The sequence below is a fragment of the Rhodococcus sp. BP-160 genome (assembly GCF_019836205.1).
Taxonomy (GTDB): Bacteria; Actinomycetota; Actinomycetes; order Mycobacteriales; family Mycobacteriaceae; genus Rhodococcoides.
On record NZ_JABUEK010000005.1, the window covers coordinates 176181 to 188550 of the forward strand.

Consider the following 12370-nt stretch of genomic DNA (forward strand, 5'->3'; position numbering starts at 1 on the left):
GTTAACCCCGACGGCTCCACTGTTCCCGGTGCACGGCGTCGGACAGGGGCCGACGCGGACGCCACCCGAACCGCTCGAGGTCCGGAATCTGCTGGAACTCCGTCACCGGCCCGACACACAGCCACGCGACGGGCCGCACCGCGTCGTCGCCGGCCAGGCCGATGACGTCCCGCAGCACCGCCTCGTCGTAGAACGACACCCACCCGACGCCGACGCCCTCGGACACCGCTGCGAGCCACAGGTTCTCGATGGCGAGGGCCACGGAGAGCAGTCCCGTGTCCCGCACCGTGGCCCGGCCCAGGACGTGCTCACCACCGCGGGAGTCGTCGTACGTCACGACGATGCCGGTGCCACTGGTCTCGATTCCCTCGACGCGGATCGGGTCGAAGGTCTCGGCGCGGTCGGCGGGCAGTGATGCCGCGAAATCGGCGCGGCACTGTGCCACGTGCGCGGCGAATCGACCCAGCGTCTCGGGGTGTCGGACGATCACGAAGTCCCACGGCTGGGTGTTCCCGACGCTCGGAGCCCGGTGGGCGGCGGTGAGGATCCTGGTGAGGACGGCGTCGTCCACCACCTCACCGCTGAACTCACTGCGGACGTCCCGACGTGCGGCGATGGCGTCGTACACGGACAGGTGCTCGGTGCTCATGTGGTGACCGTGCCAGAACACGCCTAGTGTCGACACCACTCGGTGCGTCCGAGTCTCGAGACAACGGGGGGGCGTTTCATCGTGGGTTCGACACCCGGCACCACGCCACCGCCCGGTAGAGGTCAGCTCACCCGCGCCGTCATCCTGCGCGCGGGCATCGCCTTCATCGACGACAACGGCGCGCGGGATCTGACGATGCGCCGACTCGGCGGGCGTCTCGGGGTCGAGGCGATGGCGCTCTACCACTACTTCGGTGGCAAGGAAGAACTGCTCGACGGCATCGTCGACCAGGTCATCGACGATCTGGGGAGCGACCCGCAGGTGCTGATGAAAGGCGCCTCGAGCTGGCAGGACTACCTGCAGCGGCTGGCGCACGGCGTGCGCCGGATGGCTCTCGAACATCCCGAGGTGTTCCCCCTCATCGCGACCCGGCCCAACAGCGCACCGTGGGTACGGCCCCCGCTCCGCAGCGTCCGGTGGCTCGAGAACTTCCTCTCCAGCTTGAAGGAATGGGGATTCGACGACGCGGCCGCGGCCGCCGCGTATCGCTCGTACACGAGTTTCCTGCTCGGACAGCTGCTGCTCGAGGTCTCGGCGCAGGGAGTCTCGATCGGTCCGACGGACCCCAACGATCCCGACGATCCGCGCGCCACCGCCCAGCCCGGAGACGACATCGACCCGACGGAGTTCCCCACCGTGGTGCGGATGAGGGCGGAGCTGGCGCGCGATCTCGGGCTGCCCGAATTCGAGAGGGCGCTCGAGGCCCTGCTCGACCGACTCGCCGCCACCCTGCCTCAGGCGGACGGGTAGCGCAGCTTGGCGCCCGCCTCGACGATGTCCGCAGCGAGTCTGTGCAGCGGACGATTGTTGTTCTGCGACAACTTCGAGAGCATCTCGAACGCCTGGACCGAGTCCACCTCGAACCGCTCCATCAGCATGCCCTTGGCCTGACCGATGATGTCACGGGACGCGAGACCGGACCGGAACTGCGCTTCCTTCTGCAGACTCTGCACCGCGATGGCGGCGTGCGCCGCGATCGCCGTCGCCACGGTCAGGCTGTCCTCGTCGAACGCCGCGGTCGACGAGGAGTACAGCGTGAGCACTCCCAGCGTGCGCTCGTGCATCGCCAACGGAAGGGCGGCCAGCGCCCGGACACCGACGTCGTCGGCCACCTCCGCCAGATCGGGCCACCGATGCACCGGACCGGCGACGACGGCAGCGAGGTCCACGTCCGCCTCGGAGGACCGATGCAGCAGATCGACGGTCGGTCCGTCCCCCGGCCGCCTCTGCACCCGGTCGAGTGCGGACGCGATGTCGCTGCTCGTGCGGCTGGGCTCCGCAGGCCCCGATACCTCGGCCGCCAGCCGCACCGACGCGTGATCCGCGGCGTCGATCAGATCGACCGACACCGCGAGGACGTGATCGAGAACCTCGTCGATCGTCCGGACCTGGCGCGACCCGGCGAACTCGCGCGCCAGCTCGGCCAGAGTGCGCACCAGATCGAGGTGCTCGGAGCTCGGCGGCCGACCGTCGTTGCTCATGTGTGGTGCTGATCCCTTCGGTTCTCTCATCATCCGTCGTCACTCGGTCGTCGCAGACCGGACGACAAAAGGCGACACCCACCAGTGCCGACGCCTACTGCTGGACGCCGGGCGGGGTATCGCCTTCCGCGCAACTATAACCGGACACCCCGACAGCGGTACGGTGGTCTCGCACTCCGCGTACGGGTCGTCGAGTGATGAATCGGCGAAGGCGGGAGATGCGGGAATGACCGACAGCGCGGACACCACGGCCGAACGACGGGCGTTGGCCCTGTTGGCGGAGGCCCTGACAGACCTGGACAGTGCGCTCGCCGTCTCCCACACGGCCGACGGCGCGCTCGACACGATCTGCGCGCGCGTCGTGACGGCGATTCCCGACGCCGACGCAGCGGGCGTCACTGTCTTCCGCCGCGGCAGGCCGCAGACCGCCGCGAGCACCGAGACGTTCGTCCTCGAGGTGGACCAGGCCCAGTATCGCAGCGAGCAGGGACCGTGCATCGAGTCGGCGTTGACCCACGAGGTGGTGCGTGCCGATCTCGACGACGTGTCCCAGCGCTGGCCCGTGTTCGCGAAGGCGATCGATCACCTCGACGTCGCGAGTTTCCTGTCCGCGCCCGTCACCTCGGGCGGTGCCCTCAATCTCTACAGCCACACCGGCCACCGGTTCGATTCCGTCGACGAGTCGGCGATGCGGGTGTTCGTGCAGGCCGCCCAGTCGGCCCTGACAGGAGCGGAGAACTCCGAGCACGCCGCCAGGCAGGTCGAGACCTACGCCGCCGCGATGGAGTCCCGCGCCGCGATCGAGCAGGCCAAGGGCGCCCTGATGCTGGGACTCAACGTGTCGGCCGACAAGGCCTTCGACCTGCTGCTCTGGCGCTCGCAGACCACGAACATCAAGGTACGGACTCTCGCCGAGCAACTGGTCCGCGACATCGGCTCGCTCGGCGATGCACCGGACGCTCTGTCCACCGAACTCGGCAAGCTGCTGATGACAGCACACACGCGCGTGCCGGCGGGTCAGGTCACTCCGGCCGAGTAGTGCGCCCCGTGTGGCGGGAACGAGCCCGGTCAGCTCAGGGCATCGATCACCGCACGCGCCCGATCTGCGAGCGAGGTCCGTGAGCGGCGGGCGTCGGTGACGAGCAGGTCGGTCGCGGGGCCGATGGCGAGACCATGGGTCTCGGCGAGCACACCGATGGCCTGATCGATCACGGCGGCGTCCTCGAGGACCTGCTGTCGACGCGTCGCCTCGACCGACAGGCGCACGTCGCCCTCGGTGTCGACGCTGACGGCCAACGCCGCCAGATCCGCGACGGCCTGAACGAACGCCGCCGCGTGACCCGGTGCCCGCCACGGCCCCGACGTGTGGACCACGACGGCGCCGATGACCCGGTTCGCGATCCGAGCCGGGTAGGCACGCATACCGCCGATGCCGGCCGCACGCGCCTCGCGGGCGTGGTCCTGCCAGCGCCCCGGAGCGTTCTCCAGATCGTCGAGCAGCACGGCCGCGCCGGTGCGCACGCACATCGCCACCGGTCCGCCCACGGACAGCGATCGGTCGAGCAACCCGGTCGAGGCCGCAGCGACCAGGTCGAGGTCGACCGACCCGGACCCGTCGAACACCACCGACACCTCAGCGGCCCGCAGGGCCTCGCGGGTGCGGGTGGCGAGGAGGTGGAGCAGATAGGGGGCGTCGACCCCGGCGGCCAGATGGCCCGTCAACTCGGCGAGGACGACGACGGGCGACGGCACGTCGGTGTCACCGACGGGGCCGGTGCCGGGCGGATCGAAGGTGGGCGGGAAAGTCACGACGGCTGTCCTTTCGTCGTCGAGTCCGACGCGGTGTCGTCGGTGGAGAAGCGCACCTTGCGCTCGACCACCTCGCGGGCGATGTCGTCGACGGGGCGTCGGGCCGAGTACGCCGCGGCGCGCAGCCGGGCGAGCGCCTCGGTCGGCGACACCCGCATCTGCACCGTGATCATGCCGACGGCCAGATTGACGTAGGGCCGGGTGCGATGGTCGCCCAGCGGCGAGTCGTCCGAGGCGTCGCCGAGCGACTGTCCCGCGCCGAGGCCGGGCGCGAAGGCTTCCAGCAGGCTGATGGCTGCCGCGTCCGCGGTCAGCTGGGCGACAGCGGCGAACTCGTCGCTGAGTTCACCGACGGATGCGCGATACAGCTCGAGCACGCCGAACACGGTGTTGCCGCCGCGCAGCGGGAAGGCGAACAGAGCGGCCGCGCCCCCGTCCGACGCGTCGGCGGCGAATCCGGGCCAGTGCTCCTCCGCCTCGCTGTCGAGATCGGCGACGAACACGGTCCGGCCACGGTGGAAGGCGTCGACGCAGGGACCCTGACCGGTGGTGAACTGCAGTTCGTCGAGGTACTGCGACACGGCGTCGGTGGCGTAGACCAACTCGCGCGTGGTGCCGCTCATGACGGTGATGGCGGCGCCGTCCACCTCGACCAACTGCACGACACTGCGGCACAGATCGGCGATGTCGGTGATGGACAACGGTGCGTGCGCGTCGTCGTCACCACCCGATCGCGTCGTCATGACCTGCACTCACTCCTCGTCGATCGACGTCCACACCGTTGTCCGCGACCCGAGGAATGCCCCGTGTGCCGCGAGTCAACCCCAGCGACAAGTCTGGACCGCGCGGGCGACCGGCGTAGAGTTTTCCCGCACCGTTGCACTCGTGAACGGGCGAACAGGCGAACGACCGAGAACACGGAGACCCATGACGAGCGACCCGGAGCAGTCGTTGCATGAACGCATCCGTGCGGCCGCAGACGAGCTCGTACTGCTCGAGCGACTCGGGGCCGTGGTCACCGAGCGCATCCGGCTGTCCCTCGATGCGCGCGCCGCGATCGATCTCGCCGTGGGTGCACCGATGGTGCGGCACGGATACGAGGCACCTGCCGCGGTCGCGCGACTGGCGTCGACGGCGTCGTCGCGGTCCGCCACGATGCCCGAGATCGCCGCCGAGGTGCTCGCGACCATCCGATGAGCGGTCGACTCAGTACGCGCCGTCGCTGCCGACGACGGCCTTGAGGGTCTTCAGCACGATGAGCAGATCACCTGTCATGGACCAGTTCTCGACGTAGCTCAGGTCGAGGCGCACCGATTCCTCCCAGGACAGGTCGGAGCGGCCACTCACCTGCCACAGGCCCGTCAGACCGGGTTTGACCAGCAGCCGGCGGCGCACGTCGCCGTCGTAGGTCTCCACTTCGCGGCGCAGCGGCGGCCGCGGGCCCACGATCGACATCTCGCGGCGCAGCACGTTGAAGAACTGCGGCAGCTCGTCGATGCTCAGCCGCCGCATCACGCGGCCGACCTTGGTGACACGCGGATCCTCGCGCATCTTGAACAGGACGCCGCCCTCGCTGTCGTTGAGCGCCAACAACTCCGACACCCGAGCGTCCGCGTCCTGCACCATCGAGCGGAACTTGATCATCTGGAACGGTGTGCCGTCGAGGCCCATGCGCTCGGATCGGTAGAACACCGGACCCTTGCTGGTGGCCTTGACGAGAAGGGCGGCGAGGAGGAACAGCGGGGCCACGGCGACGAGGGCGACCACGGCGAACACCATGTCGAACGCCGTCTTCCCGAAGCGGCTCGCACCGTTGTACTGCGGCTTCTCCACGTGGATGAGCGGGAGGCCGGCGACCGGCCGCATGTGCAGGCGCGGGCCGGCGACGTCGACGACGCCGGGAGCCACGACCAGATCGACGTTCTTCTTCTCGAGGTCCCAGACCATGCGGCGGATGCCCTCGTGGCCGATGTGGTCCGTCGCGGTGACGGCGACGGTGTCCGCGCCCGTGGCCTCGATGGCATCGAGCACGTCGTTCTCGTTGCCGAGGACGGGAATCTCGAGACCGTCGACGGACAGCTGATCCTCGGTGACCGACTGGGTGCGCGGCAGGCACACCCCGACCACGGCGTAGCCGGCACTCCCGTCGCGGTTGAACGACCGCGCCATGGAGAGGGCCGAGCTGTGACTGCCGACGATGACGACCGACGTCTGATAGTCGCCGCGACGACGTCCGCGAGCCACGTGCTTGCGGAAGAGCCACCGCGAGACCAGGAGCCCGATCAGCCCGACCGGCAGTGCGATGGCCAGGTAGCCACGCGCCAGTTCGAAGCGGAAGAGCAACGAGATGATGGCCACGAGCCCGAAGAGGCGGAAGGTGGCGGACAGCAGACGCCTGTACTCCTCGGCTCCCCCGCCGAGCACACGCGGCGAGCGGGTGCGGAAGATCGCGAGGAATGCGATCCACGTCAGCGCGAGGGTGACCGAGACCAACGTGTAGTTGAACGCCGCGCGCGGTACCTCGAGATCCGGCCGACCGAAGCGCACCACCTGTGCGCAGGCGACGGCGGCGACGACGACGAGCACGTCGGTCACCCGGAGCCGGTCCATGTACGCGCGCTCCCAGTCGCGTCGCGAGGTCGCCCTCCGCGATCGCCGAGCCCGCGGCAGTGCGACGTCGCGGCGCTCGGCCGACTCGCTCTCCGCCGGGCTGGGAGCAGACACGTGTACCTCGTTCCGTTCGACTGGATCCGCCTGGGACTCGACCGCTGATTCGTGTATCAGGGCAGTCGGTAGCTTATTGCCTTCCCGCAAGGCTCGCTCAGACAACCACAGTGCGGTGAATCACACGGTGAGTTCACACAGATTTAGCGTGTTCGAACGACACGATTTCAGAGGACCCTCAGGCCATTTGTTTGCGGCCGCTCACGAAGAAGACGATCCGCGACGCGACATCGATGATCTGGTCGGCGTAGCGCTCGAAATACCGTCCCAGCAGTGCGATGTCCACGGCATTCATCACGTTGTGCCCGTGATCGTCCGCCGACACGGTGTCCACGACCGTTGTCTTCAGAGAATCGACCCGATCGTTCTGTGAACTCAGACAATCGATACGCCCGAGATCACTCGTACGCAGTGCGTCGACTATTCGACCGGACATGTCGAGACACAATTCGCTCATCTCACGAAACTGCGGCATCAGATGATCGGGAACGATCGGCTCGGGAAAGCGTCGGCGTGCGGCTTCGGCGATGTGCACCGCGAGGCCGACCATCCGTGAGAGGTCACTGCTGATGCGCACGGCCGAGAACACTCGGCGGAGGTCCGCCGCGACGGGTGCCTGCAGCGCCAGTACGGTGACAGCCTGATCCTCGCAGCGGGCACCGAGTTCTCCGAGTGCCTCGCCGCGGGCGATGACGGACTCCGCAGCCTGCAGGTCGCCGTCGAGCAGAGCGATGCTGGCGTCGCGCATGGCGGTCTCCGCCGCCTGCGCGAGAGCGCACAGATCGTCGTTCAATCCCTCGAGTTGAGCTGTGTACGCGTTGCGCATGATGTCCCCGATTCTGGCCGTCCCGCCGACGCGTCCCGGAGGACGCGACGATGGGGAGTACCCACGAGAGCGCCCCCTAATCGAGCAGAGAGCGAACATCGCGCGCGGGCACCGCACGAGAGTAGAGAAATCCTTGGACGCGAGTGCACCCAGTATGGCGGGCGGCCGCGACCTGGTGGTCGCTTTCGATTCCCTCCACGACCAGGGCACGGCCGGTGTCGACCGCGAATCCGGCCAGTGCACGGACCAACGAGTCGCCCGCGGCTGTACCGAGCGTGCGCGCGATGCCAGCGTCGATCTTGAATCCGTCGACGGGGAAGTCGACGAGGCGTTCGAGCGACGAGAAGCCGATGCCGATGTCGTCGAGCAGCACCCGGAACCCGACGGCCTGCAGGGCGCTGACGAACTCGTGGGCCCGCGCCGGACGTGCGTGCGACACGGTCTCGGTCAGTTCGAAGACCACGCGCGCCGCCGGCACCGCGGACGCGGCGACGATCTCGATCAGGTGGCGCACCGCGTCGGGGGCCGCGAGATGCCGCGCGGACAGGTTGACGTGCAGGTCCATCTCGGGAGCGTCGACCATCCACCGCTCGAAGTCGACGAGCGCGCGGACGAGGACCGCGTGGTCGACGTCGATCTCGAGGTCGCTGCCCTCGATGGTGGGCAGGAAGTCCGCGGGACTCACCATCGACGGCGCAGTGGTGCCGTCGCCCGGACGCGTCCAGCGGGCGAGAGCCTCGACCGCGGTGACGGCGCCGGACGACACGTCCACGATCGGCTGATACCAGGGGGTGATCTCGCCCCGCTCGATCGCGGCCGCGACAGCGCGGACGCACCCGGTGGTCTTCGCACGGCCGTGACCACGCAGCGCCTCGAGATGGGTCTCGACCACCCGGCCGAACTCGGTGAGGGTGGTGACCGTGTACTCGTTCGCGGGGTGCGGCTCGGTGTCCAGCACACAGAGGGTGCCGATGATCAGCCCCTCGCGACCGCGGAGCGGTACCGCGACGTAGGACCCGAGGGACAGGGCGTGCAGCGCCTGCGCGGTGGCTGCCCGGACCGGATCGTTCGAGAATCGGTCGAGGCCGGAGTCCGAGACCGCGACCGGCGCCGCCGACGCGACCACGTGCTGACAAGCAGTGTCCGAGCGCGGCAGTGTGTGCGGGAACGGTCCCCCGTGCTGAGCACGGGTGTACTGCACGTCCTCGTCGAGGATGTTGAGCTGCGCGGCGGAGAATCCCAGCGTGGTCGCCGCGAGAGTGGTGAGGGTCTGGAGCGTGGGGTCCGTGGCCGAGAAATCGACATAGTGCCGCGCCGACTCACTCTGGCGCCGGAGTGCGCTCCTCGGCATGACGTGTCCGTTCTACGAGGCCACCGTCGGATGGTTCCGACGTGGCGTGTCCCGACACCGTGACCCCCCGGATCGTCAGTGATTCGTACCTGTTCCAGCCCCGTATCGTTCACGGGCAGGAAAAAGTTTCATCCATTCCACAGTCGAGTCATCGTACAAGCCGTCAAACAGGCACGACGCCGGGTATCGGAGGTTCGGCCGTAGTATCACCGAATGACAGCAGACGGGCCCCTGACCGGGTCGGACTGGAACGCACGCGAGCGGCACGAGACCGAGACCGAGCGCCTCGACCGCAACTGGTCGAACCTCCTGCAGGAGCTGCGCGTGGTGCAGACCGGTATCCAGTTGCTCACCGGCTTCCTGCTCACCCTCCCGTTCCAGGCCCGGTTCCCGGAACTCGAGACGTACGAGCAGGCCGTGTACCTCGTGACGCTCGGAGCATCGGTCACCGCCACCATCCTTCTGGTCGCGCCGGTGGCTCTGCACAGGATCCTGTTCCGTCGACGGGCACTGCGTCAGCTCGTCGACCACGCGAACCGGTTCGCTCTCGCCGGTTTCGTCCTGCTGGGCATCGCGATGTCCGGCGTACCGCTGCTCATCTTCGACCTGGTGGTGGGTCCCACCGCGGGCATCATCGCGTGCGCAGTGGCGGCCACCCTGTTCGTCTCGGTCTGCCTCGTACTGCCCGTGTCGTTGCGCCGCCGGCTGGGTCCGGTGAACGATCGGTCCGATTCGACCGAGTGATCTCGACCATGGATGTGCAAAATCTGCGCGCAGTGGGTACAGGGGTTCCATGATCACCGACGTCGCCGACGACATGCCGGTCACCGACCGTGATGACGCGACCCGCGATCTGATCCTGCAGGACATCCCCGCCGAGCCGCGGGCGCTGACCGGTGTGCGTACGACGGTGCTCGCATGGCTGCGCGACCGAGGCCTCGACGAGGACCTGTGCCAGGACATCACCCTGGCCACGTACGAGGCACTGGCCAACAGCGTCGAGCACGCCTACGAGCGCTCCGCGGACACCGTGGTGCGCACCGTCGGACTCGAGGTGCGTACTCCGCGGGCCGGCGAGGTGACCATCGACGTGACCGATCGGGGATCCTGGGTCGACAACGGCAACGATCCGCGCCGAGGTCGAGGGCTTCCCCTCATTCATGCGCTCGCGCACGAGGCGTCGGTGGATTCCTCGGAGGACGGCACGACCGTCCGGATGCGGTGGAACGCGGCCTGACGGTCAGACCAGTGCGTGCCGCGACTGCGTCGTCACCGCGGGCACCGGTTCCGACCGCGTCGGTACCACCGGCAGCGGCGCGCTGAACGGAGACTCCGACCGCCGTGCGGCGAGGAGGGCAGCCCCCGTCGCGGCGATGGACTGCGGATCCTGCGGCATCACCAGAGCGGAACCCCACTCGCGCGCGAACACACCGCGCAGCAGAGGGAGGTTCGCCGGTCCGCCGGCCAGCACCACGGCGTCGACACGATGCGCACCCCGGCGCACCACATCGCTCACCCAGTCGGCAGCCTCGGTGACGTAGTCCAGCATCAGCCGGTCCACCGTGGTCCGCCAGACGTTCACAGTGCCCCCGACGAACGGTCCGCCGACGCGCACGACGCGATGCAGGGCGATCATCTCCATCGCCCACTCGACGCCCTCGGTCAGTAGCTGAGAGTCGTTCGGCGACAGCGGTTCCGCTGTGCCGTAGGCAGCCAGGAGGTGCTCGCGGACACTGTCCGCGAAGGCGCTGCCCCGGTAGCGGTCGGTCCACGTCGCATCCTTGACGAAGCCCGTGGCCACGTCGACGACGGACACCGACGTACCGCTCTTCCCCATGTCGACGACGGCGATCGTGGATCCCGACTCGACCAGGCCGCGCATTCTCAGATACATCAGCTGGGCGCCGAGTTCCGAAGCGAGACGGACACATCCGCCGGTGTGCACGGACAGGGAGATGGTTCCCACGCGTGACCGGGGCTCGTCCGGAACCACCAGCACGGCGGTCTCACGATCGGCGCCGTGGCGCGCACAGACCGAATCCACCACGTCGACAGCGGCTTCCAGTCGATCACGACCGCGTGCCACCGTGACGGACTCGGTACCGAGCAACGCACGGCCCATGGGATCCATCACCGCGGCTCGTATCGCCGACGCTCCGAGGGAAATTCCTACCACTGCTCGCATGACCCGCCCCGTTCCTGGTGTTCCGCGACGAAGCCTAGGCGCTCGAACAGGGAAAAGGTCGGTTCTCAGTGGCTATTGGCAAAGTTTGGTTGGTTTCACTAGTAACCGGGGCGTCACTCGACCGACGCGGTACCGGACGTGTCCGGCGTCGGGTCGGGCTCGGACGGCTGGCTAGGCGGCTCGGAATCCGTCGGCGGCTCGGACGACGAGCCTCCCGTCGATCCGGGTGTCTCGTCGCCGCCGGAACCACCGCCCGTACCGGTGCCGGGGTCGGTACCACCCGTGCCGGTTCCGCCGCCGCTGGTCGATCCGCCACCGGTGGAGCCTCCGCTGGTCGATCCGCCACCGGTGGAGCCTCCACTGGTCGAGCCTCCACTGGTCGAACCACCGCTCGTGGAACCACTGGTCGTCGATCCACCGCTCGAGGAACCACCGCTCGTCGATGCGCCGCTGGACGGCGCCGCCGACGAGGTTCCCGGTCGCGTGGTCGCGGCACCGGGTGCGGCGGGCACCGACACGGCTCCGTTCGGCTGCGTGACACCGGGGCGGATGCCGGTGAGGGCGTCCGCGGCCGTGGTGCCGCCGGGCACGGGTGCCGGCACGGCCGTGGAGCTCGATCCGGCGGGCGCTGCGGGATTGGGAGCGATACCGGTGCCCGCCTCGGCCGAGTCGGTGGCCGACGTGGACAGGGGTTCCGCGACACCGGCAGCCTCGGGAGCCCGCGGTCCCGTCACGGCCCAGACCGCGAACGATCCGGCCAGGACGGCGGCAGCGACTCCCGCACCCACGACGGCGAACCCTCGGCGCGTCTCGCGTGAGGACGCGTCGACCGGCTCGGGCAGCACCACCGGGATCGGACCGGTGATCGCGTCGCCCGCGTCGTGGTCGGCCCACAGCGCGACGGCGACCGCCGGTTCGAGGGACGGATCGACGTCCACCGCGTCGACGACGACCACGTCGCGAACGTGACCGTCGCGCAGCGCGGACTCGACGGGCTCACGCAGATGCGGCGACTCGAGGACGACGGCGGCACCGGTGAGCAGCAGATCGGCGCGGGCAGCCCGGAGCCGCATGACACCGATGGACGTCGCGACCGCCGCGGCCACCTCGGCCGGCGACCCGGTCTGCATCGGGATGGTGCGCTCGTCGACCGGACCGAGCCGAGGCAGCTCGACGTCGACGAGAGCCGCCGTCACCTCGTCGCTCGTCGCCGAGATTCCCAGCACGATGTGCATGTCGTCGTCGTCCGCCTGTTCGTTCTCGATGATGCGTGGTCTCGTACGGT

General features: G+C 68.9%; 14 protein-coding genes. 5 read left to right on the forward strand and 9 right to left on the reverse strand.

The features are described 5' to 3' along the window. Position 1: 1 nt before the first annotated feature. Positions 2–649 carry a 5,6-dimethylbenzimidazole synthase gene (bluB, locus tag HQ306_RS18840; protein WP_222633121.1) on the reverse strand — a complete coding sequence of 216 codons (648 nt, stop codon included), beginning with the start codon at positions 647–649 and terminating at the stop codon, positions 2–4. A gap of 81 nt (positions 650–730) precedes the next feature. On the opposite strand from bluB, the gene HQ306_RS18845 reads away from it, so the two are divergent. Beyond that, entirely contained in the window at positions 731–1459 is a 729-nt protein-coding gene (locus tag HQ306_RS18845) for a TetR/AcrR family transcriptional regulator (RefSeq protein WP_235579020.1), read from the forward strand. Here the strand turns inward: HQ306_RS18845 and HQ306_RS18850 are convergent. Continuing rightward, complete coding sequence (locus tag HQ306_RS18850) at positions 1444–2190, reverse strand: GAF and ANTAR domain-containing protein (RefSeq protein WP_222633122.1); 747 nt, start codon at positions 2188–2190, stop codon at positions 1444–1446. The two genes, HQ306_RS18845 and HQ306_RS18850, sit on opposite strands and share 16 nt — an antisense overlap. A 226-nt stretch (positions 2191–2416) precedes the next feature. On the opposite strand from HQ306_RS18850, the gene HQ306_RS18855 reads away from it, so the two are divergent. Beyond that, the gene (locus HQ306_RS18855) at positions 2417–3229 is read left to right on the forward strand and encodes a GAF and ANTAR domain-containing protein (protein WP_222633123.1); all 813 of its coding nucleotides are present in this window, start codon (positions 2417–2419) and stop codon (positions 3227–3229) included. Positions 3230–3258: 29 nt separating this feature from the next. On the opposite strand, the gene HQ306_RS18860 is transcribed toward HQ306_RS18855, so the two are convergent. Further along, entirely contained in the window at positions 3259–3999 is a 741-nt protein-coding gene (locus tag HQ306_RS18860; RefSeq protein ID WP_222633124.1) for an ANTAR domain-containing protein, read from the reverse strand. Continuing rightward, positions 3996–4742 (reverse strand): GAF domain-containing protein, encoded by a 747-nt coding sequence (locus HQ306_RS18865; RefSeq protein WP_056443790.1) that lies wholly within the window; start codon positions 4740–4742, stop codon positions 3996–3998. The genes HQ306_RS18860 and HQ306_RS18865 overlap by 4 nt, the downstream gene beginning before the upstream one ends. Before the next feature lie 184 nt (positions 4743–4926). On the opposite strand from HQ306_RS18865, the gene HQ306_RS18870 reads away from it, so the two are divergent. After that, complete coding sequence (locus HQ306_RS18870) at positions 4927–5196, forward strand: ANTAR domain-containing protein (protein WP_222633125.1); 270 nt, start codon at positions 4927–4929, stop codon at positions 5194–5196. Between the two features lie 9 nt (positions 5197–5205). Here HQ306_RS18870 and HQ306_RS18875 read toward each other — a convergent pair whose 3' ends face one another. The 3 genes from HQ306_RS18875 to HQ306_RS18885 all read right to left on the reverse strand — a co-directional run bounded on the left by HQ306_RS18875 (position 5206) and on the right by HQ306_RS18885 (position 8900). Then, positions 5206–6609, reverse strand: a complete 1404-nt coding sequence (locus HQ306_RS18875) for a sugar transferase (protein WP_037186361.1) — start codon at positions 6607–6609, stop codon at positions 5206–5208. Between the two features lie 292 nt (positions 6610–6901). After that, positions 6902–7549, reverse strand: coding sequence for a PhoU domain-containing protein (locus tag HQ306_RS18880; RefSeq protein ID WP_222633126.1), 648 nt, complete (start codon positions 7547–7549; stop codon positions 6902–6904). Positions 7550–7625: 76 nt separating this feature from the next. Further along, positions 7626–8900, reverse strand: a complete 1275-nt coding sequence (locus HQ306_RS18885; RefSeq protein ID WP_222633127.1) for an EAL domain-containing protein — start codon at positions 8898–8900, stop codon at positions 7626–7628. A gap of 213 nt (positions 8901–9113) precedes the next feature. Here HQ306_RS18885 and HQ306_RS18890 point away from each other — a divergent pair, with 213 nt between their 5' ends. Then, positions 9114–9644, forward strand: a complete 531-nt coding sequence (locus tag HQ306_RS18890) for a DUF6328 family protein (RefSeq protein WP_222633128.1) — start codon at positions 9114–9116, stop codon at positions 9642–9644. A gap of 49 nt (positions 9645–9693) precedes the next feature. Beyond that, positions 9694–10137, forward strand: coding sequence for an ATP-binding protein (locus HQ306_RS18895; protein WP_222633129.1), 444 nt, complete (start codon positions 9694–9696; stop codon positions 10135–10137). 3 nt (positions 10138–10140) lie between these two features. Here the strand turns inward: HQ306_RS18895 and HQ306_RS18900 are convergent, their stop codons facing one another. Both HQ306_RS18900 and HQ306_RS18905 read right to left on the reverse strand, forming a co-directional pair. After that, positions 10141–11085 carry an Hsp70 family protein gene (locus HQ306_RS18900; protein WP_156380600.1) on the reverse strand — a complete coding sequence of 315 codons (945 nt, stop codon included), beginning with the start codon at positions 11083–11085 and terminating at the stop codon, positions 10141–10143. A 113-nt stretch (positions 11086–11198) separates the two neighbouring features. Continuing rightward, positions 11199–12320: a hypothetical protein gene (locus tag HQ306_RS18905; protein ID WP_222633130.1), complete on the reverse strand. Its 1122-nt coding sequence runs from the start codon at positions 12318–12320 to the stop codon at positions 11199–11201. Between the last annotated feature and the right edge of the window lie 50 nt (positions 12321–12370).

Bases quoted from the DNA above. Each gene is read 5' to 3' on its own strand.
- HQ306_RS18875 (WP_037186361.1), bottom strand. From the start codon at position 6,609: ATGGACCGGCTCCGGGTGACCGACGTGCTCGTCGTCGTCGCCGCCGTC.
- bluB (WP_222633121.1), bottom strand. From the start codon at position 649: ATGAGCACCGAGCACCTGTCCGTGTACGACGCCATCGCCGCACGTCGG.
- HQ306_RS18850 (WP_222633122.1), bottom strand. From the start codon at position 2,190: ATGAGCAACGACGGTCGGCCGCCGAGCTCCGAGCACCTCGATCTGGTG.
- HQ306_RS18870 (WP_222633125.1), top strand. From the start codon at position 4,927: ATGACGAGCGACCCGGAGCAGTCGTTGCATGAACGCATCCGTGCGGCC.
- HQ306_RS18895 (WP_222633129.1), top strand. From the start codon at position 9,694: ATGATCACCGACGTCGCCGACGACATGCCGGTCACCGACCGTGATGAC.
- HQ306_RS18885 (WP_222633127.1), bottom strand. From the start codon at position 8,900: ATGCCGAGGAGCGCACTCCGGCGCCAGAGTGAGTCGGCGCGGCACTAT.
- HQ306_RS18905 (WP_222633130.1), bottom strand. From the start codon at position 12,320: ATGCACATCGTGCTGGGAATCTCGGCGACGAGCGACGAGGTGACGGCG.
- HQ306_RS18880 (WP_222633126.1), bottom strand. From the start codon at position 7,549: ATGCGCAACGCGTACACAGCTCAACTCGAGGGATTGAACGACGATCTG.
- HQ306_RS18890 (WP_222633128.1), top strand. From the start codon at position 9,114: ATGACAGCAGACGGGCCCCTGACCGGGTCGGACTGGAACGCACGCGAG.
- HQ306_RS18855 (WP_222633123.1), top strand. From the start codon at position 2,417: ATGACCGACAGCGCGGACACCACGGCCGAACGACGGGCGTTGGCCCTG.
- HQ306_RS18900 (WP_156380600.1), bottom strand. From the start codon at position 11,085: ATGCGAGCAGTGGTAGGAATTTCCCTCGGAGCGTCGGCGATACGAGCC.
- HQ306_RS18865 (WP_056443790.1), bottom strand. From the start codon at position 4,742: ATGACGACGCGATCGGGTGGTGACGACGACGCGCACGCACCGTTGTCC.